At 40.1% G+C, this 25,916-nt stretch carries 24 protein-coding genes; 16 read left to right on the forward strand and 8 right to left on the reverse strand.

The annotated features are described in order from the left end of the window. Positions 1 to 17 precede the first annotated feature (17 nt). A complete protein-coding gene (locus tag BLS32_RS06630; protein ID WP_091393147.1) occupies positions 18 to 425 on the reverse strand; it encodes an Rrf2 family transcriptional regulator in 408 nt (135 codons plus the stop codon). A 135-nt stretch (positions 426 to 560) separates the two neighbouring features. On the opposite strand from BLS32_RS06630, the gene BLS32_RS06635 reads away from it, so the two are divergent. The 4 genes from BLS32_RS06635 (at position 561) to BLS32_RS06650 (ending at position 5,136) form a co-directional block, all read left to right on the forward strand. Next, positions 561 to 1,472: an AEC family transporter gene (locus BLS32_RS06635; RefSeq protein WP_091393150.1), complete on the forward strand. Its 912-nt coding sequence runs from the start codon at positions 561 to 563 to the stop codon at positions 1,470 to 1,472. Between the two features lie 5 nt (positions 1,473 to 1,477). Further along, complete coding sequence (locus BLS32_RS06640; protein ID WP_091393153.1) at positions 1,478 to 2,692, forward strand: MFS transporter; 1,215 nt, start codon at positions 1,478 to 1,480, stop codon at positions 2,690 to 2,692. A 359-nt stretch (positions 2,693 to 3,051) separates the two neighbouring features. After that, positions 3,052 to 3,690, forward strand: a complete 639-nt coding sequence (locus tag BLS32_RS06645; RefSeq protein WP_091394638.1) for a peroxiredoxin — start codon at positions 3,052 to 3,054, stop codon at positions 3,688 to 3,690. Positions 3,691 to 3,720: 30 nt separating this feature from the next. Beyond that, a complete protein-coding gene (locus BLS32_RS06650) occupies positions 3,721 to 5,136 on the forward strand; it encodes an FAD-binding oxidoreductase (protein ID WP_091394640.1) in 1,416 nt (471 codons plus the stop codon). Positions 5,137 to 5,344: 208 nt separating this feature from the next. Here the strand turns inward: BLS32_RS06650 and BLS32_RS06660 are convergent, their stop codons facing one another. From BLS32_RS06660 to BLS32_RS06680, 5 genes are all read right to left on the reverse strand, one after another. Further along, entirely contained in the window at positions 5,345 to 5,926 is a 582-nt protein-coding gene (locus tag BLS32_RS06660) for a hypothetical protein (protein WP_091393159.1), read from the reverse strand. An 80-nt stretch (positions 5,927 to 6,006) separates the two neighbouring features. Beyond that, positions 6,007 to 9,360 (reverse strand): preprotein translocase subunit SecA, encoded by a 3,354-nt coding sequence (gene secA, locus BLS32_RS06665; RefSeq protein ID WP_091393162.1) that lies wholly within the window; start codon positions 9,358 to 9,360, stop codon positions 6,007 to 6,009. Positions 9,361 to 9,447: 87 nt separating this feature from the next. Continuing rightward, positions 9,448 to 9,669 (reverse strand): DUF2795 domain-containing protein, encoded by a 222-nt coding sequence (locus tag BLS32_RS06670; RefSeq protein ID WP_022828503.1) that lies wholly within the window; start codon positions 9,667 to 9,669, stop codon positions 9,448 to 9,450. 268 nt (positions 9,670 to 9,937) lie between these two features. Beyond that, positions 9,938 to 10,510, reverse strand: coding sequence for a cob(I)yrinic acid a,c-diamide adenosyltransferase (locus BLS32_RS06675; protein WP_091393165.1), 573 nt, complete (start codon positions 10,508 to 10,510; stop codon positions 9,938 to 9,940). Between the two features lie 27 nt (positions 10,511 to 10,537). Next, on the reverse strand, positions 10,538 to 11,233 hold the full coding sequence (locus BLS32_RS06680) for an ABC transporter ATP-binding protein (protein ID WP_091393168.1): 696 nt from the start codon (positions 11,231 to 11,233) through the stop codon (positions 10,538 to 10,540). A gap of 227 nt (positions 11,234 to 11,460) precedes the next feature. On the opposite strand from BLS32_RS06680, the gene BLS32_RS06685 reads away from it, so the two are divergent. Next, entirely contained in the window at positions 11,461 to 12,141 is a 681-nt protein-coding gene (locus BLS32_RS06685; RefSeq protein WP_091393170.1) for a hypothetical protein, read from the forward strand. Positions 12,142 to 12,218: 77 nt separating this feature from the next. Here BLS32_RS06685 and BLS32_RS06690 read toward each other — a convergent pair whose 3' ends face one another. Then, positions 12,219 to 13,058, reverse strand: coding sequence for an O-methyltransferase (locus BLS32_RS06690; protein ID WP_091393175.1), 840 nt, complete (start codon positions 13,056 to 13,058; stop codon positions 12,219 to 12,221). A 96-nt stretch (positions 13,059 to 13,154) separates the two neighbouring features. Then, positions 13,155 to 15,017: an ABC-F family ATP-binding cassette domain-containing protein gene (locus tag BLS32_RS06695; RefSeq protein WP_091393178.1), complete on the reverse strand. Its 1,863-nt coding sequence runs from the start codon at positions 15,015 to 15,017 to the stop codon at positions 13,155 to 13,157. Between the two features lie 162 nt (positions 15,018 to 15,179). Between BLS32_RS06695 and BLS32_RS06700 the strand changes: the two genes are divergently transcribed. From BLS32_RS06700 to BLS32_RS06750, 11 genes are all read left to right on the forward strand, one after another. Further along, positions 15,180 to 16,949 (forward strand): response regulator, encoded by a 1,770-nt coding sequence (locus BLS32_RS06700; RefSeq protein WP_091393180.1) that lies wholly within the window; start codon positions 15,180 to 15,182, stop codon positions 16,947 to 16,949. A gap of 32 nt (positions 16,950 to 16,981) precedes the next feature. Next, the gene (locus BLS32_RS06705; protein WP_091393183.1) at positions 16,982 to 18,139 is read left to right on the forward strand and encodes a glycosyltransferase family 2 protein; all 1,158 of its coding nucleotides are present in this window, start codon (positions 16,982 to 16,984) and stop codon (positions 18,137 to 18,139) included. Between the two features lie 88 nt (positions 18,140 to 18,227). Further along, the gene (locus tag BLS32_RS06710) at positions 18,228 to 19,634 is read left to right on the forward strand and encodes a dihydrolipoamide acetyltransferase family protein (RefSeq protein WP_091393185.1); all 1,407 of its coding nucleotides are present in this window, start codon (positions 18,228 to 18,230) and stop codon (positions 19,632 to 19,634) included. Between the two features lie 72 nt (positions 19,635 to 19,706). Beyond that, positions 19,707 to 21,326, forward strand: a complete 1,620-nt coding sequence (locus tag BLS32_RS06715) for a T9SS type A sorting domain-containing protein (protein ID WP_091393188.1) — start codon at positions 19,707 to 19,709, stop codon at positions 21,324 to 21,326. A gap of 132 nt (positions 21,327 to 21,458) precedes the next feature. Beyond that, positions 21,459 to 22,232: a 3'-5' exonuclease gene (locus tag BLS32_RS06720; protein ID WP_091393189.1), complete on the forward strand. Its 774-nt coding sequence runs from the start codon at positions 21,459 to 21,461 to the stop codon at positions 22,230 to 22,232. 247 nt (positions 22,233 to 22,479) lie between these two features. Then, entirely contained in the window at positions 22,480 to 23,091 is a 612-nt protein-coding gene (locus BLS32_RS06725; RefSeq protein ID WP_091393192.1) for a fumarylacetoacetate hydrolase family protein, read from the forward strand. Further along, positions 23,091 to 23,435, forward strand: a complete 345-nt coding sequence (locus BLS32_RS06730) for an Hpt domain-containing protein (protein ID WP_091393193.1) — start codon at positions 23,091 to 23,093, stop codon at positions 23,433 to 23,435. The genes BLS32_RS06725 and BLS32_RS06730 overlap by 1 nt, the downstream gene beginning before the upstream one ends. Positions 23,436 to 23,762: 327 nt before the next feature. Continuing rightward, entirely contained in the window at positions 23,763 to 25,025 is a 1,263-nt protein-coding gene (locus BLS32_RS06735; protein ID WP_091393195.1) for a competence/damage-inducible protein A, read from the forward strand. 219 nt (positions 25,026 to 25,244) lie between these two features. Beyond that, the gene (rpmB, locus tag BLS32_RS06740) at positions 25,245 to 25,481 is read left to right on the forward strand and encodes a 50S ribosomal protein L28 (RefSeq protein WP_091393197.1); all 237 of its coding nucleotides are present in this window, start codon (positions 25,245 to 25,247) and stop codon (positions 25,479 to 25,481) included. 34 nt (positions 25,482 to 25,515) lie between these two features. Next, entirely contained in the window at positions 25,516 to 25,698 is a 183-nt protein-coding gene (gene rpmG, locus BLS32_RS06745; RefSeq protein WP_056069900.1) for a 50S ribosomal protein L33, read from the forward strand. Positions 25,699 to 25,759: 61 nt separating this feature from the next. After that, positions 25,760 to 25,912, forward strand: coding sequence for a DUF4295 domain-containing protein (locus BLS32_RS06750; protein ID WP_022828526.1), 153 nt, complete (start codon positions 25,760 to 25,762; stop codon positions 25,910 to 25,912). The last annotated feature ends 4 nt before the right edge of the window (positions 25,913 to 25,916 follow it).

Raw genomic sequence — 25,916 nt, forward strand, 5'->3', positions numbered from 1 at the left:
GTTTTGGTTAAAAAAAATCAGAAAGTATCTGCAAAATTCAACAGCGAAATTTCACTGAGCTGCTTGCTGATTTTCTGGTTGATGTCGTCGTATAAATTCCCTAGGTTTTGATTGATTTGTTTTCCGACCAGACATTCCGGATTGGGTTCGTTTTTCGAATAGCCAAAAGTTACCGTTTCAAAAGTCATTTTAAAAATGTCATTTAAAGTGATTTCAGCAGCAGGCTTCAGCAATCGCGTTCCGCCGTTTTTTCCTTCCTTGCTTTCAACAATATGATTTTTTTTCAGGTTGGCGATTTCCTTTCGGACAAGCACCGGATTCATATTCATGCTGCCCGCAATGTAATCCGAAGATAAAAAATCTTCAGGCGCTTTCGACAGCAAAGTCAAAATGTGGAGTGTAATGGCGAATTTCCCTGAAATCATACTGTAATAAAATAGATTACAAATTTAAATGTATTATTCCGAAGGTACGTTTTTTTAATCTTAAATAATCGTTAAAACATCCAAGCGGGTTTCCGTCCAGATTTTTAGGCTTACTTTTGTACTCGATTCAAAGGTATGGACAGCATTATTTTATTGTTTTTGTGTATGATCACCGGTGTTGCTTTGCAATATTCCAAAGCATTTCCAGCCAATAGTTATGTAACACTGAACCAGTTTGTAATACACATTTCACTTCCGGCGCTTGCTTTATATTATATTCCGAAAATCGAAATCAACTCACAATTGCTTTTTCCGCTCGGAATAGCATGGATCGGATTTGTGCTGTCGTATTTATTTTTTACAATTTTCGGAAAAATATTCGGCTGGTCGCGAAAGCTCATCGGCTGCCTGATTTTAATGAGCGGACTTGGAAATACGTCATTCGTAGGTTTTCCGGTAATCGAAGCTTTGTACGGAAAACCGGGTTTGCAAACCGCAATTGTCGTCGATCAGCCCGGTTCCTTTATGGTTATGGCGACGCTCGGAATTATCGTTGCGGCGCAATTCTCCCGCGGAACGCCAAATCCAAAAACAATTCTTTTTAAAATCATCACATTTCCACCATTCATTGCTTTTTTTATTGCCATTGCGATGAATGTCTTAAAAGTCGATTTCATTTCAAATCTGCAATCGGTATTTCAGAAACTCGGAAATACGGTAACGCCAATCGCTTTAGTCGCCGTCGGATTGCAATTAAAATTCGACCGGCGCAGCAAGCATTACAACTTCCTTGCGCTTGGATTATTTTTTAAATTGATGATCACACCGGCATTTTTTTACCTTTTATATAAATTGTTTTTCAACCAGCACAACCTCCAAATCGACGTTTCAATCATGGAAGCCGCAATGGCACCCATGATCACGGCTTCGGTTTTAGCAACAACTTATGGCTTAAAGCCGAAATTAAGCACGATGATGATCGGAATCGGAATTCCGCTATCGTTTGTAACGTTGGCTTTCTGGTACTGGATTTTAATAACTTTTTGATTTTTATGGAACAAACAACACCCATTCCCGACACCAAAGAAATCGCACAAAAAACGGTTTTCTCCATATTATTTGCAATCGCCTTTGCACATTTGTTCAACGATTTATTACAGGCAGTCATCCCGTCGGTATACCCGATTTTAAAAGAAAAATACAACCTGACTTTCACGCAAATCGGTCTGATCACGTTTTCGTACCAAATGGCAGCGTCGATCCTGCAGCCGCTTGTCGGAATGTACACCGATAAATACCCAAAACCGTATTCCCAGATTTTCGGAATGCTGTTTACAACTGCCGGAATCATTTCATTATCAATGGCTGCACATTTCTACATGATCATTATTTCAGTCATTTTAGTCGGAATCGGATCATCGATTTTTCATCCCGAAGCATCCCGGATTTCATTTCTTGCATCAGGCGGAAAACGCGGACTTGCCCAATCTATTTTCCAGCTCGGCGGAAACGCAGGAACTGCAATCGGGCCATTATTAGTCGCGTTATTCGTGGTTCCGAAAGGCCAGTTTTACATCATCGGGTTTGTCGCAATCGCCATATTGGCATTGATCGTTTTAAGCCGAATCGCCATTTGGTATCAAAACCATTTGAGCCTGCGCGCGAAGAAAAAAGCCGTGATCGTTTTGCCTGATTTGTCTCAAACACAAATCGCGATTTCCGTAATTATTTTGCTTGTCCTGATCTTTTCAAAATTCTTCTACATGGCGAGTATGTCAAGTTATTTCACGTTTTATTTGATGCAGAAATTCCAGCTTTCGGTACAGGATGCGCAATACCATTTGTTTTTATTCCTGGCTTCGTGTGCGGTCGGTACATTGCTCGGCGGGCCACTCGGAGACAAATTCGGACGAAAATACGTCATCTGGTTTTCCGTGCTCGGTGTCGCGCCATTTGCACTTTTATTGCCTTATGCCGATTTGTTCTGGACAGGCGTGTTATCAGTTATTATCGGAATTATTATTTCATCAGCTTTCCCGGCGATTCTCGTTTACGCACAGGAATTATTGCCAAAGAAACTCGGAATGGTTTCGGGGCTTTTCTACGGATTTGCGTTCGGGATGGGCGGATTAGGTTCAGCAGTTTTAGGTTACATCGCAGATCACACCGGAATCGAATATGTCTATCAAATTTGCGCCTATCTGCCGCTCATCGGCATCATCGCATTCTTTCTTCCAAATCTAAAAAAAAGAATTAAAAAAAGTTAACCATTAAGGCATTAAGAAGGATAAAGTTATCGATCTTAATGATGCTTCATTTCTTAATGGGGTAAAATTTCTGTTTGGTATAACTTTCATTTTATTTTTTTAGGAGCTGTTTGCTTCGACTGTTTGTTTCTTGTTTTTTTACAAGGAGCTTGATCCCACTTTTGGCTTTATCTCTCCGCTGCGCTACGAGGATACCGCCGCAATCGGGGCTAGGGAAGTGTTATTCATCAGAATATTATAAAAAAACCACAACTAAATCGTTTTCGCTGAAAGATCATTTTAGATTTAACTTTTCATGTAAAATTCGTTGCAAATAATTCAATAAATTTAAAGCTACAAAAATTTAAATGATTACAGTTATGGCAACATTACGTTTAGGCGATATCGCACCCGATTTTGAGGCGCAAACCACACAAGGAACTCTGAATTTTCACGAATGGCTCGGCAATTCCTGGGGCGTGCTGTTCTCGCATCCCGCCGATTTTACCCCGGTTTGTACCACAGAACTTGGAACCGTCGCCAATTATTTTCCTGAATTCCAAAAGCGCAACACCAAGGTAATCGCCCTGAGTGTCGACGGCCTTGATTCGCACCACGAATGGATCAAAGACATCAACGAAACGCAAAATACAACAGTCAATTTTCCGATTATAGCAGACGAATCCAAAGAAATTGCTTTGCTATATGACATGATGCATCCAAACGCAAGCGAAAAATCAACCGTACGGTCGGTTTTCGTAATCGGCCCAGATAAAAAAATAAAATTAACGCTGACTTATCCGGCATCAACCGGAAGAAATTTTGACGAATTGTTGCGCGTCATCGACAGCCTGCAACTAACCGCAAATTATTCAGTAGCCACTCCGGCCAACTGGAAAGACGGCGAAAATGTCGTCATCACGCCAGCGGTAAAAGACGAAGACATCGCAGCCAAATTCCCAAAAGGCTACGAGCGCGTTAAACAGTATTTAAGAATGACGCCGCAACCAAATAAATAGTATTTTTGGAGATCGAAAATGATTCTCAAAATGATCCAAAATACTGCATTGACTCCACAAATGATTCACCAGCTTCAATTGATAGTTGGTGAATCATTTCTTTTTACAGATACGCAAACCCGAAACGATTACGGCCACGATGAAACCGAAGATTATGTGTTTCCGCCCGCAGTGGTCTTAAAACCCGGAACGCCTGAGGAAATCTCGTCGATCATGAAATTCGCAAACGCAAACGGGATTCCGGTCACGCCAATCGGCGGACGAACCGGTTTGAGCGGTGGTGCACTTTCAATTCATCAAGGAATCGGCCTGTCTATGGAACGGTTCAATAAAATCATCCATATTGATGAGCAGAATTTACAGGTTTTGGTAGAGCCTGCTGTTATTACGCAGGTTTTACGCGAAGCTGTCGCTGAGAAAGGCTTGTTTTATCCGCCAGATCCGAGTAGTCAGGGCAGTTGTTTCATTGGCGGAAACGTTGCTGAAAATGCCGGTGGCGCACGTGCAGTTAAATATGGTGTGACCAAAGATTATGTACTGAACCTCGAGGTTGTTTTGCCAAATGGTGAAATCATCTGGACAGGCGCGAATACTTTGAAAAATTCTACAGGCTACAATTTGACGCAACTGATGGTGGGAAGCGAAGGCACGCTCGGCGTCATTACTAAAATCGTCATGAAATTGGTGCCGCAAAATTCGCACAACATCTTAATGCTGGTTCCGTTTTTCAATGCCGGACAAGCTTGTGAAGCCGTTGCGAAAATCTTTAAAGCAGGAATTATCCCAAGCGCACTCGAATTTATGGAACGCGATGCGATCGACTGGACCCTAAAATATGTGGACGGTGTCAATATCGAGATCAAAGAAGCGGTTCAGGCACATTTGCTGATTGAAGTCGACGGCAATTATCCCGAAGTCTTATTCGCTGAAGCGGAAAAAATTACCGAAGTTTTAGAGCAATTTGAAATCGATGAAATTTTGTTCGCCGATTCGGAAGACCAGAAAAATGCGTTGTGGAAACTGCGCAGGGCAGTAGGCGAGGCCGTAAAATCAAATTCGGTTTATAAGGAAGAGGACACGGTTGTGCCGCGTTATGAATTGCCCACATTACTCAAAGGAATTAAAACGATCGGCGAGAAATACGGATTTAAATCGGTTTGTTACGGACATGCAGGCGACGGAAATCTGCACGTCAATATCGTAAAAGGCGACATGAGCGATGAAGCCTGGAAAACTGAGGTGCCAAAAGGCATTCGTGAGATTTTCGAGCTGACAGTTGGTTTAAAAGGAACGCTTTCAGGCGAGCACGGGATTGGATACGTCCAGAAAAATTATATGGATATTGCATTTGGCGAAGTGCAATTGCAACTAATGAAAGGCATCAAAAACACTTTTGATCCAAACGGAATTTTAAATCCCGGAAAAGTATTACCAGATTATTTATAAAACAAAAAAGCACCAAAACGGTGCTTTTTTTAATCTCTTTTAGGAGCATTTTTCTTGTCTCTTTTTTCTTCCTTTTTCTCCTTCGCAGTTTTTAAAGGTTCTTTTTTTACTGTTTTTTTAGCATCCTGACTTTTGGCCATGGTCGTATTTTTTAAAGTTAGTATTCGATTGATAACTTAAGTAAATATAAAATAATTTTGCCTGACTTTTAAAGCCCGAGCGTCTTTTTTATGTTTTCATTAAATATGTTTCGGAAAATTTCTTCTTGCGCCGGATCATCAAAATTGAAGAATTTCCAATTGTTTCCGGTAGAAGAATCTGCGACAGCGATGATCTTTGAAGTGTACTTGACATTAATGCTGTTGCGGATTGGTTCGAAAATCACTTCGGTTGCTTTTGTGCTTTGTTTGAGTTCGGCGGTTTTTTGGGAGGCGGTTTCGGTGTCAAGCTTTTGTTCGAAAGAATAGCGCGTCGGATTTTTATACGTGATGATGCAAAAAGAAATTCCGTCGATTTTTTTTATTGCTGAATACCCGAAAACTGGATGAACGAGTTGAAGCCGCTTTCTGTAAACTGTATTTTGATAATCGGAATCGAGCTTTTTGATGAAATTTTCTTTATTAGCTGTTTCAATGATTTTTGGATAAGTCAATCCTGCAATTTCGTTAAAATCCATATAATAATGGCCTTCGTAGAATTTTAAAGCTTCGGGTTTTAAGGTTTCTAAAGTTTGCGCCTGAAGCATATTGGCACAATTCATTAATAGAACGAACAATAATTTTAGTTTCATTTGGCGGGATTAGATTCCAAATATAAAAAAATCCCCGGCTATTGGCTAACCGGGGATTTTATATTCTAAACTTATGCAAATTATTCGTTAACGATGACCCATTCGCCGGTGCTTAACATGCTTTCGGCTTTTTTGTATTTCATCGTTTCTGTTTTTCCACTCATGACATGTTTGATTGTAACATTGTCGTTTCGGTTGATTTTCGGCATATCGCGAACGATGGTTTCAGTAACCTGGCGTTGTTGCGTTTGCCCGGCCTCGCGGTTTATAGCTGCCGCTTCGTCGCTGTTCAAGATTTCGTCTTTTGAAGTCTGATAATCTTCTTTCTGGCGCACTTCTTTTGCTTCCTGGATTGCAGGTGCATTTTGCTGTGGCAGATCGCCTTTGAATAAGAACGAAATTACTTCTTTATTCACACCGTTTAACATGGTGCTGAACAGGTTAAATGCTTCAAATTTGTAAATCAGCAACGGATCTTTTTGCTCATGAACGGCAAGTTGCACCGATTGTTTCAATTCGTCCATTTTGCGAAGGTGTTTTTTCCAGGCTTCGTCAACAATGGCTAAAGTGATGTTTTTCTCAAAATCGGCAACCAATTGTTTTCCTTCAGAATCGTATGCTTTTTGCAGATCGGTAACGACATTCAATGTTTTTACACCATCTGTAAAAGGAACTACAATTCTTTCAAACTGGTTGTTTTGCTCTTCGTATACATTTTTGATGATCGGGAAAGCTTCGCGTGCACTGCGTTCCGTTTTTTCCGTATAATACTGCATCGACGCTTTATATACTTTTCCGGTCAGATCTATTTCGTTAATGCTGCTGAATTCGCTTTCGGTCACCGGAGAAGTGATCGAGAAATAACGGATCAGCTCAAATTCGAAATTCTTGAAATCATTTGCAGCTTTATTTTGGCTTACGATGAGTTCGCAAGTATCATACATCATATTTGCGATGTCGAGTTTCAAACGTTCGCCGTGTAAAGCGTGTCTTCTTCGTTTGTAAACGACTTCACGTTGTGCGTTCATGACATCATCATATTCCAATAATCTTTTACGGACACCAAAGTTGTTTTCTTCGACTTTTTTCTGTGCGCGCTCGATCGATTTGGTCATCATCGAATGCTGGATGACTTCACCTTCTTTAAGTCCCATTCTGTCCATGACTTTCGCCACCCTTTCAGAACCGAACAAACGCATCAAATTGTCTTCCAAAGAAACGTAAAACTGCGAACTTCCCGGATCTCCCTGACGTCCGGCACGACCACGCAACTGGCGGTCTACACGGCGCGAATCATGGCGTTCTGTGCCGATGATGGCTAAACCACCAGCTTCTTTGACTTCTTTTGTCAATTTGATATCCGTTCCACGTCCAGCCATGTTGGTTGCGATTGTTACGACTCCGGCTTTACCGGCTTCTTCAACAATTTGCGCTTCCTGTTTGTGCATTTTCGCATTTAGGACATTGTGTGCTACGCCGCGCATTTTCAGCATTCGGCTTAGCAATTCTGAAATCTCTACGGAAGTTGTTCCGATCAAAACCGGCCGTCCTGCTTTCGACAATTCAGTAACATCTTCGATAACGGCGTTGAATTTTTCACGTGTCGTTTTGTAGATCAGATCTTCACGGTCTTTTCTTGCCATTGGCCTGTTGGTTGGAATTTCGACTACATCCAATTTATAAATTTGCCACAATTCGCCAGCTTCAGTAACAGCCGTTCCGGTCATACCGCCAAGTTTGCTGTACATCCTGAAATAATTCTGTAAAGTTACAGTTGCGAATGTTTGCGTTGCAGCTTCGATTTTTACGTTCTCTTTTGCTTCGATCGCCTGGTGCAATCCGTCAGAATAACGGCGTCCGTCCATAATACGGCCGGTTTGCTCGTCTACGATCATGATCTTGTTGTCCATAATCACATATTCGACGTCTTTTTCAAACAACGTATACGCTTTAAGCAATTGCGTTAAAGTATGGATTCTTTCGCTTTTGATATTGAAATCCTGGAATAATTTTTCTTTTTCCTCGGCTTCAGAATCTTTATCGAGGTTTTGTTTTTCAATCCTTGCTATTTCAGTTCCGATGTCTGGAAGTACGAAGAAATTATTGTCGGTATCAGATGAAAGGAATTTGATTCCGTTATCTGTCAGTTCTACCTGGTTATTTTTCTCTTCGATTACAAAATACAACGCTTCATCAATCAAATGCATGTCGCGGTTGTTGTCCTGCATGTAGGTGTTTTCCGTTTTCTGAAGCAACTGTTTGACACCTTCTTCACTTAAGAATTTGATCAGCGCTTTGTTTTTTGGAAGTGCGCGGTAAGCACGCAATAAATTAAATCCGCCTTCTTTGTTGTTTCCTTCTTTGATCAGTTTTTTGGCTTCAGATAAAAATCCGTTCGACAATTGTCTCTGGAGGTTTACGAGGTTGTCGATTTTTGGTTTAAGCTCATTAAATTCATGTCGGTCGCCTTGCGGAACCGGGCCTGAAATGATCAACGGCGTTCTCGCATCATCGATCAAAACCGAATCGACCTCATCGACAATGGCGTAATTGTGTTTTCTTTGCACCAATTCGGCCGGAGAATGTGCCATGTTGTCCCTTAAATAATCGAAACCGAATTCGTTATTTGTTCCATAAGTAATATCAGCATCATACGCTTTTTTACGGCCTTCAGAGTTCGGCTGGTAATTGTCTATACATTCAACAGTCAGTCCGTGGAATTCGAACAAAGGCGCTTTCCAGGTGCTGTCACGTTTGGCGAGATAGTCATTCACGGTTACTAAATGCACGCCATTTCCGGTCAATGCATTTAAGTACAATGGCAGGGTTGCCACCAATGTTTTACCTTCACCCGTTTGCATTTCGGCAATTTTACCTTCGTGCAACACCATTCCGCCAATCAGCTGCACGTCATAATGGATCATGTCCCAGGTAATTTCTTTTCCGGCAGCGCTCCAGGAATTGGCCCAAATGGAATTATCGCCGTCAAGAGTAATATATGTTTTTTCAGCAGAAAGTTCGCGGTCTTTTGCAGTAGCTTTTACGGTAATTTGAGTGTTTTCCTTGAAACGTTTTGCAGTTTCTTTTACAACAGCGAATGCTTCAGGAAGGATTTCGTTGAGTGTTTTTTCTGAGATTTCGTAAGCTTCTTTTTCAAGGGCGTCGATAGCGACATAAATATCTTCTCTTTTGTCGATGTCTTCAATAGCTTCCACTTCGAGTTTCAAGGCAGCGATCTTGCTGTCCTTTTCAGAACGCGCTTTGGTGATGCGGTCTTTGAACTCGGTGGTTTTGGCCCTGAGTTCATCATGCGTTAAGGACGTCAGCATGCTCTCAAGCGCTTTGATCTTAATAATATTTCCCTGTAAGGCTTTGACATCTTTCTCGGATTTGTCCCCAACAAAAACCTTAAGTATGCTGTTTATGAAACTCATAATGCTGTTGTATTTCTATTTTAATAAAGTGTGCAAATTTATGCAAAAAAAAAGCCTCCGATGAGACTTTTAAGATAGTTTTATTTTTTAGTATTCGTCCTCGTTCCAAAGATAATCTTCGTCTGTTGGATAATCAGGCCAAATCTCTTCCATTGACTCATAAATTTCCCCTTCGTCTTCGATAGACTGCAGGTTTTCAACTACTTCAAGAGGCGCTCCGGCTCTGATCGCATAGTCAATAAGTTCATCTTTGGTTGCAGGCCACGGCGCGTCACTTAAATAGGAGGCCAATTCTAATGTCCAATACATCTTCTGTCGATTTTAGTTTATGCAAAAATAAATTTTCTACTGAAAAAGTCAAGTAAAATTTCATTTATTTTAAAAAAAGTTAAGAACGTAGTTTTAAATAACTGAAATTCAATGATTTAAAATTTAATCTTCTAATGAAAACGGCTGCCCTAGCCCCGATTAAGCCGGTATCCTCGCAGCGCAGCGGAGAGATAAAGGCGAAAGCGGGACTCAAGCTCCATATAAAAAAAATAAGGAGCGAACAGGCGAAGCAAATAGCTGCTGAAAATCAATCTTTTCTTGGGATCCATTTCACTTCATCAGCATGCAGATCGGAGGACAACTTCCGTGCCAGCACAAAAAGGTAGTCAGAAAGTCGGTTCAGGTACTTCAAAACGAGTTCATCTATGGGTTCATTGTGTGCCAAATGCACCGATAAACGTTCGGCACGGCGGCAAACGCAACGTGCGATGTGACAATATGACACGGTTGTATGACCACCCGGAAGGACGAAATGCGTCATTTGTGGCAATTCACTTTCCATCGCATCGATTTCATTTTCAAGCAATTCGATATCGTTTTCGGAAATTTTCGGAATATTAAGCCGCGGTTTTCCGTTTTTTAAAATCTCTTTGTCAGGTGGTGTGGCTAAAATGGCACCTGCGGTAAACAGTCGGTCCTGGATTTCGATCAGGATTTCTTTGTAATGCGGGTTGATTTCCTGGTCGCGGATGAGCCCGATGTGTGAATTGAGTTCGTCAACGGTTCCATAACTTTCAATGCGAATGTGGTCTTTCGGAACTCGCGTTCCTCCGAAAAGTGCGGTGGTTCCTTTGTCTCCGGTTTTGGTATATACTTTCATATTTTGAGTTGCTGAGTGACTGAGTAACTAAGTCGCTGAGTTTTTAGTATCGCTTTCAATAATGCCGTCGCGCAAACGAATAATCCGGTGCGCATAAGCGGCGATTTCTTCTTCATGCGTAACCAGAATCACCGTATTTCCGTTTTTGTGGATTTCTCCGAAAAGGTTCATGATTTCGATAGATGTTTTGCTGTCGAGGTTTCCTGTGGGCTCATCGGCGAGAATAATTGACGGTTTATTTACCAACGCGCGTGCGATCGCAACCCTTTGACGCTGTCCGCCCGAAAGCTGGTTGGGTTGGTGGTCCATCCGGTCGGCGAGGTTGACTTGTTTAAGGACTTCGGTGGCGCGTTCAGTTCTTTCGGATTTGGAATATCCGGCGTAGATCATCGGCAGTGCTACATTGGCCAAAGCCGTAGTTCTTGGCAATAAATTAAATGTCTGGAAAACGAAACCAATTTCTTTGTTGCGGATTTCTGCAAGTTCGTCATCGTGCATTTTGCTGACATCTTTTCCATTTAGAATATAAGTTCCTGATGTAGGCGTATCCAAGCAACCTAAAAGATTCATCAACGTTGATTTTCCAGATCCTGACGGACCCATTAATGCAACATATTCGCCTTTCTTGATTTCGAGGTTGATACCTTTTAATACATAAACGATTTCATTTCCAAGAATAAAATCACGTTTGATGTTGGTAATCTGGATGAGCGGCGTTGGCATATTTTGAATTTGTGATAAAAGTACACAATTTTGACATAAATATTAGTCACATTTTGCTGCGATGATGTTACACAATTTCAATCTGCATTTATATGATTATTATAATTTTAATTAAAAAAAGACAATAATATTAAATAATTCATAAAATATTAAGTTAATTAAAGATTTAAATCAAATAATTTTATATTTTTACGGCGTATTATAATCTAAACAATAAATCAAGAATCATGAAAAAAGGAATCGTATTATTAGGAGCAGCTGTTATGGCTTTAAATTTAACAAGCTGCAAAAATGAGCAAGAAGAAAAAGCAAAAGTAACCGTTGATCATTATTCAACTTATGTGGATTCGGTGAGTACAGTCGCTTCTGCAGATGTAAAAGCAAATTGGGAAGCGATCGCAGCACGTTCAGAGCAACAATTGGCGGAAGCCAAAGCGGCATTGGCCAATTTAAAAGATAAAACAGCTGCCGAAGAAAAAGTGACTGCGGCAGAAACGAAATACAACGACTGGAAAACTAAAGTGGAAGCAGAAGTGGCAGCTGAAAAAGCAGCAGCAATGCCAGCAGCAGGAGACAGACCAACAATATTGAGAAATGCATTCTTCGGAGAAGGAAAATTAGGACAGGACATGAACTTCAATTGGGTAAATAAAGACAACATCTTGTCTGTTTACCAGAATTTCACCAAAACTTTCTATGATAATGAGAAATCATATTCAAGAGAAGATTTTGACAAGATCAAACAAATGTATGAAGCATTGGATGCTAGAAAAAATACCGTTGAAAAAGAAGGTTTGTCAACTGGTGACAACTTAAAAATTGCAGCAATTAAAACCAAATTCGGACCTGTTTTCAAATGGGAAAGAGGCACTGCAAAAGCCAGCGAAAATGCTGACGCAAAAAAATAAAGGGTTAGATTATTAATTCAGGAAAATGGCTGTCGAGAAATTGGCGGCCATTTTTTTTTGTGAGAAAGTTGAAAAGTTTAGTCAATTAGTCCGTAACCATTTTTTAATCCAAGAATGGCACTTAAAATTTTCGAATTCGATGTTCGAATGACAAAATCTTCCTTTTTTTGTTCTTTGCGGAAGAAAACAAATCCCCATTGATATGTGTCGATCGTGACCGTGACTTTGGGGTTTTGCTTTATGATTTCCCAGGCTTTTTCCATATCTTCTGACCAATGAATGTCATCGAAAATCCACACGGAATCGTTTGTAATTGTTGGTAAAAGCAAATCAAAATATTGCAAAGTCGCTTCTTTTTGGTGGTTACCGTCGATGTAGATCAGGTCGAATGTTGAATGTCGAATGTCGAATGCGGCAAACGATTCGAGAAATTCGCCGATTTTACTGTTGATGTTGGTTAAGCCGAATTTTTCAAATTGATTTTGAGCAACATTTAAAGTTTCGGAACAACCTTCTAAAGTTGTAATTTCTGATTTTTTATTTCCGAGAGCAAGCGCAGCAGTGGCTAATCCCAATGAAGTTCCAATTTCCAAAACTTTTTCCGGCTCGAAATATTTACAAATCCGAAATAGCAATTCCGCATTTTTAGGCGTAATTCCTGCAGTTTCGGCTATTTTGAATATTTCTCTTCTATTTGATTTAAAAACTTTTGAACCAGCACCAAAATCAGTAACTTCGATAGTTTTTGTATTTTGCAGAAGTGAATTTCTGTAATTTTTCAAAAATGAATATTCCGGAAAATTAGTTTTGTCATAAAAGCATTTTGTCACCAAATCAAACACAAACGGCGAATGAATGCCGTGTGCATTTTTAGATTTCCAAAGGAATTTGAGATATGATTTTATTTGGAACAGCATCAATGTAATTTCTTATTCGATCAGTTTGTCATTTCGACGAAGGAGAAATCTTTAAAATGATGCAGATTTCTCCTTCGTCGAAATGACATATAGCAATTATCCCTCAAACTTCGCGCTCAACTCAAACCAGCGTTCTTCCTTGCTTTCGATCTTTTTAATAACTGTTTGCAATTCCAATGCTTTACTTTCAATATCAGAATCGGAAACTTTTCCATCCGAAAACAATTGTTCGATTTTCGCTTTATCAAATTCTAAATCTTTAATTTCCTTTTCGATTTTCTTGAATTCTTTTTCCTCGTTAAACGTTAAATTTCCGGTCGGATTGTTTTGTTTCCAGGCTTTCTTTTCGGTTTTGTTGTCTTCTTTCTGCTGCACATCGGCCGAATCTTCATACGCACGAAAATCGGAATAATTGCCCGGAAAATCCTCAATCTCGCCCTGTCCGCGGAACACGAACAAGTGATCGACGATTTTATCCATGAAATATCTGTCGTGAGAAACTACTAATAAACAGCCGGGATAATCTAAAAGGAAACTTTCAAGAACGTTCAAAGTCACAATATCGAGATCATTTGTCGGCTCATCAAGAATCAAAAAGTTCGGATTCTGGATCAAAACCGTACACAAATACAAACGTTTGAGTTCGCCACCGCTTAATTTCTCTACAAAATCATACTGTTTTTTATTGTCGAACAAAAATCTTTCAAGCAATTGCGAAGCCGAAATGATTTTTCCTTTCGTCAGCGGAATAAATTCGCCATATTCCTTAACAATATCAATCACCTTTTGCTGCGGTTTTGGATTAATGCCGCTTTGTGTATAATAACCGATCTTGATCGTATCGCCAACAACAACTTTGCCTGCATCTGGCGGTGTAACTCCGGTTAAAATATTGAGAAAAGTTGATTTTCCGGTTCCGTTTTTCCCGATGATTCCGATGCGTTCGCCACGCTGAAAATCAAAACTAAAATTCTCTAAAATGACTTTGTCGTTGAATTTTTTATACAGTTTGTGCAGCTCAATGATTTTGCTGCCCATGCGTTCCATATTAATTTCAAGCTCGACCTGATTTTCCCTGCGTCGGCTTTCGGCTTTTTCCTTAATCACGTAAAAATCATCCTGGCGTGATTTCGATTTGGTCGTACGCGCTTTTGGCTGTCGGCGCATCCACGCGAGTTCTTTCACAAAAAGATTCTGCGCTTTGTCGACCGAAGCGTTTTCAGAAGCGATCCGCATTTCCTTTTTCTCTAAATAATAAGAGTAATTTCCTTTATATTGGTACAACTTCCCATTGTCGAGTTCGATGATTTCATTGCAAACGCGCTCCAAAAAGAAACGGTCGTGCGTCACCATAAATAAGGTAATATTTTCTTTCGCAAAATAACTTTCGAGCCATTCGATCATCTCTAAATCCAGGTGATTCGTTGGTTCATCCAAAATCAAAAGATCCGGGCGGCTGATTAAAATAATCGCCAATGACAAACGTTTTTTCTGTCCGCCAGACATATTTTTAACCTTCATTTTCAGGTCTTCAAGTTTCAGCTTGAACAAAATCTGCTTAAACTGGTTTTCAAAATCCCAGGCTTCATGTTGGTCCATCCGGTCGAAAGCCAATTGGTAAGCTTCTTCATCTTCCGGATTTTCAAGCGCTTTTTCATACGCTTCAATCACTTTTAGCACTTCATTATCAGATGCGAAAATGCTCTCTTCAACCGTTAATTCGTCCTGTAAATTCGGGACTTGAGATAGAAATGCCATTTTGATTTCCTTGCGGATCACGACCTTTCCGGTGTCTGGCGTATCGAAACCATTGATAATATTCATAATGGTCGTTTTGCCCGAACCGTTTTTCGCGATAAAAGCAATTTTCTGGTCTTTATTGATGCCAAACGAAATGTTGTCAAACAACGTGCGGTCGCCAAACGATTTCGAGATATTTTCTACTGATAGGTAATTCACAGGAATAATTTTTTTGCAAAAGTAATCTTTTGTCGCAGAGTTTTCGCGCTAATTATTAAATCCTTGTGTTTAAGCGACATCAAAGTGAAGTTTGGCTAAAAGCGTTTCGCGTGTCAGGACAATTTCCAAATTGTATATATTTGTAGCTATTATATTATAAAAATGAAGCAACCTACTTTGCTCAATTGCTCGCTCCGCAAGACGTTTGAATTTGTTCCCGATTCGCTGGATCAGGCTAAAATAAAGATATTCATTGTCATTTTTCTGCTGAATATTATAAAAGTATGCATCGCTTTGCCAAAGTATGTCGAAGATGCGCAACAGCAAATGTTCCTTCGAAGTATTTTCGGAATTATAATTTCACTCCTAATTATAAAACTGTTGCTTTCAAGACCAAAATGGATCAATTTTCTGATTCATATTTCTGTTCTGGCGACTATTTTTCTGGTCTTTGGACGCATCATACTCTACGGAAATTATACCGTTGACATAGCCGTTTTACAACAGGTTTTTATGATAATGACCTTTAGTTTTTACGGTTTGGGCCGAAAAGGCGGAATGTTTTATTCAGCGATAGCAGTCATTCCGGTCGTAATCGCGCTTGTTGTTAATCAGCAGCATGCCGTGTTGAATATCGTTCCGGATATTTTTACGAACGTCACTTACATTGTCGTCATTGTACTAAATTTTGTCAGTATCGGGATGTCGCATTATTTGTTTTACAGTGCTTTTGTGGATACAATTGATGAGAAAAAACAACTCAACCAAATCCTGCATAAAACGGCAAAAGGCAAGAGTGATTTTTTGTCGACAATGTCGCACGAATTGCGAACGCCCCTTAACTCGGTAATTGGGATGACCAATTTGCTAATGAGCGAAAAAACCGATCCCGACCAAAAGGAAAATCTTGATATTTTAAAATTTTCTGCAGAAAGCCTTTTGGGTCTGATCAATAATGTGCTCGACTTCAATAAAATAGATTCAGATTCTGTCAGGCTCGAAAAAAGGGAATTCAATCTTTACAATCTGATTCAGAATGCGCATTCAGGATTTAGGTTAAAAGCGCATCAGAAAAAACTCGATTTCATTGTTTTTCACGATCCGGAAATCAATAATTTCAACATTGTCAGCGATTCTACAAGGCTGCTGCAGATTTTTTCAAACCTGCTCGGAAATGCAATCAAATTTACAGAAAGCGGATTTGTTGAAGTCAGCACAAGTTTGCTTCGGCATGAAAATAAAATTGCCCGCGTGCGCTTCTGTGTAAAAGATTCGGGCATCGGCATCAGTCCGGATAAAAGAGAACTGATCTTTGATCCGTTTGTTCAGGCTTCAGAAAGTACGACGCGCTACTTTGGAGGAACAGGCCTAGGATTGCCAATTGTCAAACAACTTTTAAAGCATTTTGATAGCGAAATTTACATGGAAAGTACAGATGGAATCGGAACCAATTTTTACTTCGAAATTGATTTTGAAACCATCAGTTTTAATGTGATTGATGATTCAGATAAAATAAATGTGGAAACTGTCAATATCGAAAATATCAGGATTCTTCTAGCCGAAGACAACGCAATTAATGTGCTGTTCATGAAGAAATTGTTTGCCAAATGGAATCTGGAAATTGCAGTCGCCAGCAACGGAAAAATAGCAATTGATATGTTAATTGAAAATCAATACGATGTCATTTTGATGGATGTCAATATGCCCGTTATGGACGGACTCGAAGCAACAAAACACATTAGGAAAATACAAGGCTCACAGTCCAAAATCCATATTATTGCGCTTACAGCAGAAGTTTCCCCGGAAATGGAAAATGAAATAAGAAATGCCGGAATGAATGATTACATGACAAAACCATTTGTTCCCGATGAACTCAAAGCAAAAATACACAAAAGCCGCCAGCATGTCATTGCGAGTCTTGTAAACGCCTAACGAATTATGGGATTTTCGTTTATATTTGCGATATGAAATTGTCTGTCATCATTCTTAATTACAACGTTCGGAATTTTCTTGAGCTTTGTGTTTTAAGCGTTCAGAGCGCACTCCTAAACATTGACGCTGAAATTATTGTAATTGATAATAATTCTCCCGACGACAGCTGCGACATGATGAAAAAGCGTTTTCCAAATGTCAGACTCATCGAAAACAAAGAAAATTCAGGTTTTCCAAAAGGCAACAATATCGGAGTTGCTGAAGCCAAAGGCGAATACATCTGCATTTTAAATCCCGATACGGTCGTCGCCGAAGATACTTTTGACAAAGTGCTGGCTTTCGCCGATAAGCAGAAAAAGCTCGGAATCGTCGGATGCAAACTCATCGACGGCGCGGGAAATTTTCTACCCGAATCCAAACGTGGCATCCCGACGCCGTTTACCGCATTTACAAAAGTGACCGGATTGTATAAATTGTCCGATGTTTTCGGAAAATATTACGCGTCACATCTAAATCCAAACCAAACCGGGAAAGTCGAAATCCTCGTCGGTGCATTTATGGCCATGAAAAAAGAAACCTATATTGAAGTCGGCGGTTTTGATGAAAACTGCTTTATGTATTCCGATGACATCGATTTATCGTATATGGTTTTAAAAACCGGAAGATCCAATTATTATTTCCACGAAACCACGGTGGTACATTATAAAGGAGAAAGTACGGTTCGCGATGAAAAATACATGCAGCGCTTTCGGCAGGCAATGGATTTCTTTTACAAAAAACATTTCCGAAGCTCATTCCTATTTGATGTTTTTATGAAAACCGGCGCATTCTTTTTTTCCATTGTTAAGAAAAAACAAGCCGTGCTTTCAAGGCCTGAAATTGATCACTATACATTGATTTCCAACAACGAAAACATGCGCGTAAAAGTTGAAAAGTTGTTAGGAAAAAAAGTGCAACTGCTTGATAATACATCTGAAAATAATCTAAATTCGCTACAAGCGGAAAATGAAAAATGCATCGAAATCATATTTGACAACAACCATTTAAGTTTCAAAAGCATCATTTCCCAAATGGAAAAATTCTCAAAATCCCGTTTCACATTCAGGATTTTACCGCGCGAAAGCGATTTTTTCATCGGAAGCGACAATAGCAATGACCGCGGTGAAATTATACATTTGGATAAAAACTAAGTTATAAATTATGCAATTCCTGTTAAAAGCAGAAAAATTTAATTAATTTCGCAAACAGAAAATCGAAAACAACCTTTAGGTTCACAATATGGCAAGATTTGAATTGAAACTTCCAAAAATGGGAGAAAGCGTAGCAGAAGCGACGATCACGAATTGGCTCAAAGAAGTTGGCGACAAAATCGAAACCGACGAAACCGTACTCGAAATCGCCACGGATAAAGTCGACAGCGAAGTGCCATCCGAAGTTTCGGGCGTGCTCGTTGAAAAATTATTCCAGAAAGACGATCTTGTACAGGTTGGCCAAACCATCGCCATCATTGAAACCGAAGGCGGAAGCGTTGCCACAGCACCAGTTGCTGCCGAACCTGCAAAAGAAGCAATTCCTGCCGCAGTGGAATCGATCACAAAATCGGTTGAAACCGCACAACAATATGTAGCTGCTCCGGCTGCCACTTCACAGGATTTTTCCAATTCTGAGAAATTTTTCTCGCCACTGGTCAAAAATATTGCCAAAGAAGAAGGCATTTCAATTGCCGAACTCGAAAGCATTTCAGGAACAGGAAGCGAAGGCCGCGTGACGAAAAACGACATTCTCGCTTATGTAGAGAATAAAAGCAAAGCGCCTCAGGCTGCTCCGGTTTCAGAACCAGCACCTCAAGCGCAAACGGTTGCGGCACAACCACAAGCAGCGCAATCAAACGGAACATCTGAAGTACCGAAACCCGCAGCCCAGCAACCGGCAACCGGCAACCAACAACCAAAATCGATTCCGGTTTCTGTAAACGGCCAGGATGAGATCATCGAAATGAACCGGATGCGAAAACTCATCTCAGGTTATATGGTGCAATCGGTGCAAACCTCGGCACACGTACAATCGTTTATCGAAGTAGACGTGACCGCAATTTGGGACTGGAGGGAGAAAAACAAAAATGCATTCGAAAAAAGAGAAGGCGAGAAGCTCACTTTTACACCAATATTCATGGAAATCGTAGCGAAAGCGTTGAAAGATTTCCCAATGATGAACATTTCTGTAGAAGGCGATTACATCATCAAAAAGAAAAACATCAACCTCGGAATGGCGGCAGCTTTGCCAAACGGAAATCTCATTGTTCCGGTAATCAAAAATGCCGACCAGCTCAATTTACTCGGAATGGCAAAAGCCGTAAACGATCTTGGAAACCGCGCGAAAGCCGGAAAATTAAAACCAGACGATACGCAGGGCGGAACCTATACGGTGACAAACGTTGGGACTTTTGGTAGCGTTTTTGGAACACCGATCATCAACCAGCCGCAAGTCGGGATTTTAGCTTTAGGTGCGATCAGAAAAGTGCCGGCAGTCATTGAAACCCCGGAAGGTGATTTCATCGGAATCCGCAAAAAAATGTTCCTGTCGCACAGTTACGACCACAGGGTTGTTGACGGCGCACTTGGCGGAAGTTTTGTAAAACGCGTCGCTGATTATATGGAAGCGTTTGATGAAAACCGATCTGTTTAATTAAATAATGAACACTGAAAGCCTTTTCCAATGAAGAGGCTTTTTATATATATAGGAAATAAATGATTCGCTATGAATAAAAAATTACTCATTTCAGCATTACTGTTATCTGCTTCGGCATTTTCTCAAAATTTAATTCCTGATTTGTCCTTTGGAAATAATGGAAAAGTACAAACTTCCTTTGGTGCAGACAACAGTATTTTGTCGAGAATCGCAGTACAGCCTGACGGTAAAATTGTTGCCTGCGGCACGTACAACAAAGAAATTGACACGGCTCCATATACAGTAAACCAATTGGCGCTCACGCGATACAATATTAATGGAACAATTGATTTGTCATTTGGAACAAACGGAAAAATAATTCTTCCAATTGGAAGTGACGACAGCAATGAGCACAATGATGTAAAGATACTCAGCAACGGCAAAATCCTGGTCATGACAAATCGGACAGTTAATGCTGCGCCAAACCAACAAAATACTGATTATGTTTTGCTTCGGTTTAATGCTGATGGAACACCTGATGGCGGTTTTGGAACCAACGGAATGGCAGTGGCAGATTTTGACCGTTCCGATTTTGGCCGGGATATGGAATTGCAATCCGATGGTAAAATTGTTATAGCAGGAACAAGTTTCACTTATGATTCGAATGACACCGATTTCGCTGTATCGAGATACAATTCCGATGGATCGAAAGATCTTATCTTTGGAGTGAACGGCATTGTAAGGATCAACTTTGGAACTTCAACAAACAGTGCGACCCGGACGTACGAAGATGCAAATGCTTTGAAAATACAGCCTGATGGGAAAATCATTATTGCAGGATATACGTCGGATGGCATGGGTCCTGAAAGGGCTAAGTTTGCGTTGGCAAGACTTAATGCAGACGGAACTTTAGATGCCAATTTTGGAGTAAATGGAAAAGCATACACCAATTTTACTGCCGATGATGAAATTGCAGAAAGTATACAATTGCTTCCAAACGGTAAAATCATTGCCTGTGGCACGATGTATTATAACAATGACGATAATGAAAAAATAGTCGTCGCAAAATACAATGCAAACGGAACGCTTGATGCAACTTTTGCAAACGGCGGAAAATTAATTACCGAAACCAACAACCAAACGCCTGAAAATTATGCTTTTGGTTCGCACCTTACTGGAGATGGAAAATTCCTGATCGTTGGAGGTGGGTTTAACAACGGTATTCTTAATGCATTTCTGTTGCAGATAAACGCTGACGGAAGCCAAGATGCAGCATTTGGAAATAACGGATTTTACTGGATTGATCCCCAAGAAATGGCTGCTGCCAAAGATATCATTATTACAAACGATGGAAAAATCACTCTTGGCGGTGTAACTGTAACTTCTGATGGGCCAACCGGAGAGCAATTTGTATTGTGGCGTTTTATTCAACAAACGTTAGTCCAACAAGACTTCTCTAAAACAGCATTCACAGTGTCGCCAAATCCATTTGAAAATATAGTAAATGTTGATTTTAAAATGGATCAGGAGGAATTTCTATCATTCGAATTGATTGACCAAACCGGCAGAAAGATCCAGCAATTGTTTTCTGGACATTTCAGCATCGGACAAAATTCAAAACAACTTCAAATGCCGCAATTGCCAAAAGGTGCTTATTTCCTTAATATTTCAGGCAAGCAAATGTCTAAAACCATTAAGATTATCAAATAGCAGATTGATTTACGATCGAAAGATGCCAATTGTCCATTATCAATTGTCCATTATCAATTGTCCATTATTAATTATTAATTATACATTATTAATTAACCTCAAAACCTATCTTTGTAATCCAAAATACAAAAAATGGAACTCAAACTCAACAAACCAATCTGCTTTTTCGATTTAGAAACCACCGGAATTGAAGTGGCGAAAGACCGCATTGTCGAAATTTCGATCTTCAAGGTCTTTCCAAACGGAAATAAGGAAAGCAAAACTTGGCTTGTCAATCCCGAAATGCCGATTCCAGCCGTAACGACTGCAGTTCACGGAATCACAAATGAAAAAGTAGCCAACGAACCCACTTTCAAAGAACTTGCGCAACAGGTTTACAATATGATCAAAGACAGCGATCTGGGCGGATTCAACTCGGATCGTTTTGATATTCCGCTTCTGGCAGAGGAATTGCTTCGTGCCGGAGTTGACTTTGATATGAAAAGCCGTGTTTCAGTTGATGTACAAACGATTTTCCATAAGATGGAAGAGCGTACATTAGGCGCTGCCCTGAAATTTTACTGTGGAAAACCGCTTGAAAATGCACATTCTGCCGAAGCCGATACGATGGCGACTTATGAAATCCTGAAAGCGCAGCTCGACCGTTATCCGGATCTGGAAAACGACATGAAATCCTTATCGGAATTCACAACCAGAAAACGCTCTGCCGATTTCGCAGGCTTTATCGGTTATGACAAAGATGAAAATGAGATCTTTACTTTCGGAAAGCACAAAGGCGCCAAAGTAGAAACGGTTTTCGATAACGAACCTGGATATTTCGGCTGGATCCAGAATGCCGATTTTCCGTTGTATACGAAAAAGGTTTTAACGGCGATTAAGCTTAGGAAACTGAATAATAAATTGTAAGAAGTTGAAGGAGCAAAGTGACAGAGCAGGAAAGTTTCCTTCTATTGCGGAAATCACCGGTTTGTAGTTTGTCCTAGCCCGGATGGAAGCGGCATCCTTTTGCATTTGAAATTAAAAGGAGAACAGCTGGTGGCTGTTAGGTATTTTGGTTAACAAAAGCATCATTTTAAATGCAAAAGATAAAGCGGACGGCCGGAATAGCTCCTGATAAAAAATTTTACAACTTTGAAACTTTGCCACTTAAAAAATGAAAATCATCTGCATCGGGCGCAATTACGCCAAACACATCCAGGAATTACAAAACGAAAAACCTGACGAGCCGGTCATTTTCATGAAGCCTGATACGGCGATTGTGCTCAAAAAATTCCCGTTTGTAATCCCGGAATTTACAAATGACGTACACCATGAAATTGAGATCATTGTTAAGATTTCGAAAGTAGGGAAGTACATCGAACCCAAATTCGCCCACAAATATTACGACGAAATCAGCGTTGGCATCGATTTTACCGCACGCGACGTACAGCAAAAATTAAAAGACAAAGGCCTGCCGTGGGAAAAGGCGAAGGCTTTCGACGGTTCGGCAGTTATTGGCGACTTTATCGATAAAAAAGTTTTTAATTCGGTAGAAAACCTTAAATTTGAACTGACCAATAACGGAAAATCCGTCCAAATAGGCGATTCTGCATTGATGTTGTGGAAAATTGACGAAATCATATCCTATGTTTCTCAATACTTTACGCTCAAGATTGGCGATATTATTTTTACAGGAACGCCTGAAGGTGTGGCTGCGGTAAAGCCCGAAGACGTTTTGGAAGGATTTTTAGAACAACAAAAACTATTTAGAATACACGTAAAATAATGGCCTTAAACTATAACTTAGCAAAAGTGTACGCGCTTTCAGACAACGATCCCGAGTTCGTGATGCAGATTATTTCCCTTTTCGTAACCGAAGTGCCGCAGGACATGGAGCAAATCAAAGCCGGAATCAAAGTAAAAGACTATAAACTTGCTTACAGCTACGCACATAAAATCAAGCCAACACTTGATCTATTGGGCATGAACCAGGCATTTGAAGAAATTTTACTGGTAGAAGCCTGGACGAAAAACGAAGGCAAACGCCGCGAGATCAACGATACTTTCGACAGTATTGAAGACCAGGTGGAGAAAGCAATTAAGGAGATTAAGAAGGATTTTGATATTTAGAAGTTTCAAAATTTTAAAGTTGCAGGGTTTATCTCATCCGTTCGCCTTTCAGGTTCGGGTCAAAGTTTTTTAGGAGCTGTTCCTGCTTTCACTGCAAGCCCTCAAATAAAAGCTATTTTTTCAAAACGCATCAAAGGTGCTTCCTCCGGTCGCACTTTTCTGCGGGAAAAAAGAGCTTTTGTTTTTCGGGGCTTTCCGTTCAATCAGGGCTAGGGCAAGCTACTGATCGACAATTTCCACAATCCCAGAAAACTCTGTAACTTTGCAACTCAAAAAAAGGACATGAGCGAAGCGACATCATGAGTCCGCTAAAAAAAATAAAGCCGAATGAAAGCAACCATAGTCACCATTGGTGACGAAATTTTAATTGGGCAGATTGTCGATACGAATTCGGGTTTCATCGCCAAATCCTTGGATAAAATCGGTATCGAGATTTCAGAGATGATCTCCATTTCCGACAACAAGCAACACATTTTAGACACGTTTGCCAACCTGCAAAACCAGGTCGATCTGGTTGTGATCACCGGCGGCCTCGGCCCAACCAAAGACGACATCACCAAGAAAACATTCTGCGAATACTTTAATGACGAACTTGTTACCAACGAAGAAGTATTGGCACACGTCACCAAACTCATTGAAGGTTATTTCAAGCGTCCAATCACGCAAATCAATAAAGACCAGGCTTTGGTTCCGTCAACTGCGATTGTGCTTAAAAACGACAACGGCACCGCGCCGGGAATGTGGATGAAAAAAGAAAGCACCGTTTTTATTTCATTGCCCGGTGTTCCGTTTGAAATGAAAGGCATTATAGAAAATGAGATCATTCCAAAGATCGTCAAAGAATATGAGCGTCCATACATCATCCACAAAACCATTTTAACGTACGGAATGGGCGAAAGCATGCTTGCTGAAAAAATCGAAGACTGGGAAAACAACCTTCCAGAATTTATAAAGCTGGCCTATTTGCCAAGTCCGGGACGCGTTCGCTTGCGATTGTCTGCCCGCGGCACCGACAAAGAAATCCTCGACAAAGCGCTCAACCAAAACATCGAAAGCCTAACCAAAATCATCGGCGATATCATCACCGGATTTGACGACAGCGAAACGCTTGAAATGGTTTTGGGAAAATTATTGACACAAAATAAAAAAACGATGGCGACTGCTGAAAGCTGCACCGGCGGAAAATTGGCACAACTCATTACGTCCATTCCGGGTTCGTCACAATATTTCAAAGGCAGCATCGTTAGTTATTCGAAAGAAATCAAAATAAAAATCCTGGGCGTTTCCGAAGAAACGATTAATAAATATTCAGTCGTCAGTGAAGAAGTAGCAATCGAAATGGCGACGCAAATTCGAAAAATAATGAACACTGATTACGGCATCGGAATCACCGGAAATGCAGGTCCGACAACCGATGATACCAATGAAGAAGTTGGCGTGGTTTTCATAGCATTGGCAACACCAAATGGCACATTATCGGACAAATTTAACTTCGGCCAGCCACGCGAAAAAGTCATTGACCGCGCCATAAATAAAAGCATGGAAATGCTGCAAAAAGAAATTTTAAAAAACGCTGCGACGAATGTCTAATGACGAATGTTTAACGAGCAGCATTTAGTCATTCGTCGTTCATCATTGGTCAAAAAAAACTCAAATCTTAACCAAAGCGACAAATACCAGCCTGCTCTTTTTCTGCCTTTAGAAGTTAAATTATAAAAAATAAAAAATTGTACTTTAATTATTTTGCAGAAACGTTTATTTTTCTTTTCTTTGCACCCTGATTTTGAATAACGATAAAAGATAAGCATAATGTCAAGAGTTTGTGACCTTACAGGTAAAAGAGCGATGGTAGGAAATAATGTTTCCCACGCGATGAATAAAACTAAGAGAAAATTCTCTGTGAACTTAGTGAAAAAGCGTTTCTATCTTCCTGAAGAAGACAGATGGATTGTGTTAAGAGTCGCTGCTTCAACAATTAAAACAATCAATAAAAACGGAATCGCTGCAGTTTTGAAAAAAGCGCAGAAAGAAGGTTTTATTAAATAATATCCCGTTCCCGGGCTAAAAATTATACAGCAAGATGGCAAAGAAAGGCAATAGAATCCAGGTAATTTTAGAATGTACAGAGCACAAAACCAGTGGTCAACCAGGTACTTCAAGATACATCACGACTAAGAACAAAAAAAATACTCCGGACCGTTTGGAAATTAAAAAATTCAACCCGATCCTTAAAAGAGTAACTGTTCACAAAGAAATTAAATAATAACAGGGATTTAATAAGGTCTCAATAAGATCATTATTTAAATTTCAAATAACATTAAATCATGGCAAAGAAAACCGTAGCAACCTTACAAACCGCTTCTAAGAGATTATCAAAAGCCATCAAAATGGTGAAATCTCCTAAAACCGGTGCATATACTTTCGTAGAAAGCATTATGGCTCCTGAACTTGTTGACGAATTCTTGAAAAAGAAATAATCAA

It is taken from the genome of Flavobacterium noncentrifugens, assembly GCF_900100375.1.
Classification (GTDB): Bacteria; Bacteroidota; Bacteroidia; order Flavobacteriales; family Flavobacteriaceae; genus Flavobacterium; species Flavobacterium noncentrifugens.

Bases quoted from the DNA above. Each gene is read 5' to 3' on its own strand.
- BLS32_RS06630 (WP_091393147.1), bottom strand. From the start codon at position 425: ATGATTTCAGGGAAATTCGCCATTACACTCCACATTTTGACTTTGCTG.
- BLS32_RS06635 (WP_091393150.1), top strand. From the start codon at position 561: ATGGACAGCATTATTTTATTGTTTTTGTGTATGATCACCGGTGTTGCT.
- BLS32_RS06640 (WP_091393153.1), top strand. From the start codon at position 1,478: ATGGAACAAACAACACCCATTCCCGACACCAAAGAAATCGCACAAAAA.
- BLS32_RS06645 (WP_091394638.1), top strand. From the start codon at position 3,052: ATGGCAACATTACGTTTAGGCGATATCGCACCCGATTTTGAGGCGCAA.
- BLS32_RS06650 (WP_091394640.1), top strand. From the start codon at position 3,721: ATGATCCAAAATACTGCATTGACTCCACAAATGATTCACCAGCTTCAA.
- BLS32_RS06660 (WP_091393159.1), bottom strand. From the start codon at position 5,926: ATGAAACTAAAATTATTGTTCGTTCTATTAATGAATTGTGCCAATATG.
- secA (WP_091393162.1), bottom strand. From the start codon at position 9,360: ATGAGTTTCATAAACAGCATACTTAAGGTTTTTGTTGGGGACAAATCC.
- BLS32_RS06670 (WP_022828503.1), bottom strand. From the start codon at position 9,669: ATGTATTGGACATTAGAATTGGCCTCCTATTTAAGTGACGCGCCGTGG.
- BLS32_RS06675 (WP_091393165.1), bottom strand. From the start codon at position 10,510: ATGAAAGTATATACCAAAACCGGAGACAAAGGAACCACCGCACTTTTC.
- BLS32_RS06680 (WP_091393168.1), bottom strand. From the start codon at position 11,233: ATGCCAACGCCGCTCATCCAGATTACCAACATCAAACGTGATTTTATT.
- BLS32_RS06685 (WP_091393170.1), top strand. From the start codon at position 11,461: ATGAAAAAAGGAATCGTATTATTAGGAGCAGCTGTTATGGCTTTAAAT.
- BLS32_RS06690 (WP_091393175.1), bottom strand. From the start codon at position 13,058: ATGCTGTTCCAAATAAAATCATATCTCAAATTCCTTTGGAAATCTAAA.
- BLS32_RS06700 (WP_091393180.1), top strand. From the start codon at position 15,180: ATGAAGCAACCTACTTTGCTCAATTGCTCGCTCCGCAAGACGTTTGAA.
- BLS32_RS06705 (WP_091393183.1), top strand. From the start codon at position 16,982: ATGAAATTGTCTGTCATCATTCTTAATTACAACGTTCGGAATTTTCTT.
- BLS32_RS06710 (WP_091393185.1), top strand. From the start codon at position 18,228: ATGGCAAGATTTGAATTGAAACTTCCAAAAATGGGAGAAAGCGTAGCA.
- BLS32_RS06715 (WP_091393188.1), top strand. From the start codon at position 19,707: ATGAATAAAAAATTACTCATTTCAGCATTACTGTTATCTGCTTCGGCA.
- BLS32_RS06720 (WP_091393189.1), top strand. From the start codon at position 21,459: ATGGAACTCAAACTCAACAAACCAATCTGCTTTTTCGATTTAGAAACC.
- BLS32_RS06725 (WP_091393192.1), top strand. From the start codon at position 22,480: ATGAAAATCATCTGCATCGGGCGCAATTACGCCAAACACATCCAGGAA.
- BLS32_RS06730 (WP_091393193.1), top strand. From the start codon at position 23,091: ATGGCCTTAAACTATAACTTAGCAAAAGTGTACGCGCTTTCAGACAAC.
- BLS32_RS06735 (WP_091393195.1), top strand. From the start codon at position 23,763: ATGAAAGCAACCATAGTCACCATTGGTGACGAAATTTTAATTGGGCAG.
- rpmB (WP_091393197.1), top strand. From the start codon at position 25,245: ATGTCAAGAGTTTGTGACCTTACAGGTAAAAGAGCGATGGTAGGAAAT.
- rpmG (WP_056069900.1), top strand. From the start codon at position 25,516: ATGGCAAAGAAAGGCAATAGAATCCAGGTAATTTTAGAATGTACAGAG.
- BLS32_RS06750 (WP_022828526.1), top strand. From the start codon at position 25,760: ATGGCAAAGAAAACCGTAGCAACCTTACAAACCGCTTCTAAGAGATTA.